This is a genomic window from Breznakibacter xylanolyticus (assembly GCF_003254275.1).
In the GTDB taxonomy this organism is placed as follows: Bacteria; Bacteroidota; Bacteroidia; order Bacteroidales; family Marinilabiliaceae; genus Breznakibacter; species Breznakibacter xylanolyticus.
On the sequence record NZ_QKZK01000060.1, the window covers coordinates 1 to 1,918 of the forward strand.

Here is a 1,918-nt window from a genome sequence, read left to right on the forward strand (position 1 = left end):
GAAAATTTAGTGTAATATGGTGATCATTCATCTTACTCAGCGTAAGCAACTCGGATTTGACATTGAGTTGTGAATGGCGCAAAAGGTTTGTATATTTTCCCCAATGGACTTTATACCTACCTTGTTATGATACGAATAGAGCATGTGGTTCATAGAGAGGAGGATCGCATTGCGGTTTATTCTGAGTATGATGCTCAGGTGATTGCAAAAATCAGGTCAATCGCGGGAAGTCGATGGAGTAGGACGTTGAGGTGTTGGCATTTTCCATACCAGCAGTCAGTATATGAGGAATTGAAAATCGTTTTTTCTGATTGTCAGATTGTTGAGCGTCCTTCGCCGTTTTTTGTTGACAGTGCCCAGTCGCAACCGGCTGTGGCCGAAGTTGTGTTGCCCCCATCCACCGATCAAACACCGGGAGGTGTGGTACAGATGGAGTTGTTTCATAGTAAAATTGTTTTACGTCTTCCCAAGAATCAAAAAGATATTGAATTTATCCTATCGTTACGATTCAGTCGTTGGGATAAACTAAAGATGATGTGGATTGTTTCCCGCAATCCATTTAATTTAGATAAAATAACGACTTATTTTGGGGCTCGACTCAATACCATTGAACACACCATGGCGGTTTCGTTGGGTAAAAAAGATGTTCGTCGGGAGATCGACAAGCATGAGGTATTGGTTGTGATACAGCGCGGCGGTCGGATGCGTGTGATTTTTGGGTATCATCCATCATTGACAACAGCCATAAAAAAGATGCCTTTTAGCAGTTGGGATCATGTGAATAAATGGTGGACGTTACCGGTGTCGGTGTATCTGTGCCAGGCGATTGAGGGGATCTGTCATCAGCAGGGTTTGCGCATGACCATTGAACATGAGCAACACAAGACGGGGCCACAACCCCGAATGTACGGTACGACCAGCGATTCGCGTAAACGTTGTCCTGAGTCTTATGTTTTGAAGTTGACCGAGATGCGTTATAGTGAACATACGATACGTAATTACTGTAGTCATTTTGAAGAGTTTATCAATTATTATGGTCGTGAAGATATTGATCAGCTTAGTGACAAGCATGTTGTGGTGTTTATTCGTTACCTGGTGATGGAGCGCGGCGTGTCGGTGTCGTATCAGAACCTGAGTATCAATGCCATTAAGTTTTACTATGAACGTGTGATGGGGGGAAAGCGCAAGGTGTATTCTATTGATCGCCCCCGACAGGAAAAGCATTTGCCCACGGTATTGAGTGTCGAGGAGGTGACAGAGATGATTCGTCAGACCCCGAATATCAAACACCGCACCATCATTATGCTGGCTTATTCGGCCGGTTTGCGATTGAGTGAGTTGATCGATTTAAAGCTGACAGACATCGATTCGAAGCGCATGCAAATCTGCATCCGTTCCGGCAAGGGAAATAAAGATCGGCATACCATTCTTTCGCCGATGATGCTTGGTGTTTTGCGAGAATACTACAAGCGAGAACATCCGGTTACCTATCTTTTTGAAGGACTGCGAGGTGAGCAATACAGCAAAGCCAGTGTTCAGTTGATCGTGGGTGAAGCGGCTCGAAAAGCCCGCATTACCAAAAAGGTGTCACCCCACACGCTTCGACATTCGTTTGCGACACATTTGCTTGAGAAAGGGACTGATTTGCGGTACATTCAAGCTTTGTTAGGGCATGAATCAACGAAAACTACGGAGATATACACGCACGTGACCACTAAGGGTTTTGATCAGATTAAGAGTCCGTTGGATGATTTGATGCTTGATTGATGTGATGGCGTGGGCAACGGAAGATGCTGATGGGGGATTTTATCCACGAATTGCAGGGGTTTTTTACTGGGGATGGTGGCTGTGTTGGTTGATGGTGTAATGTTTTAACCGCGAATTGTGCGAATTGTGCGAATTGTTTTTAGTGGGGAGC

The 1,918-nt window shown here is 44.8% G+C and carries 1 protein-coding gene; it reads left to right on the top strand.

Annotated features, from left to right (window positions below; all coding sequences use genetic code 11):
• The first annotated feature begins 126 nt into the window (after window positions 1–126).
• A complete protein-coding gene (locus tag LX69_RS18065) occupies window positions 127–1,767 on the top strand; it encodes a tyrosine-type recombinase/integrase (protein WP_221621411.1) in 1,641 nt (546 codons plus the stop codon).
• The last annotated feature ends 151 nt before the right edge of the window (window positions 1,768–1,918 follow it).

Bases quoted from the DNA above. Each gene is read 5' to 3' on its own strand.
- LX69_RS18065 (WP_221621411.1), top strand. From the start codon at position 127: ATGATACGAATAGAGCATGTGGTTCATAGAGAGGAGGATCGCATTGCG.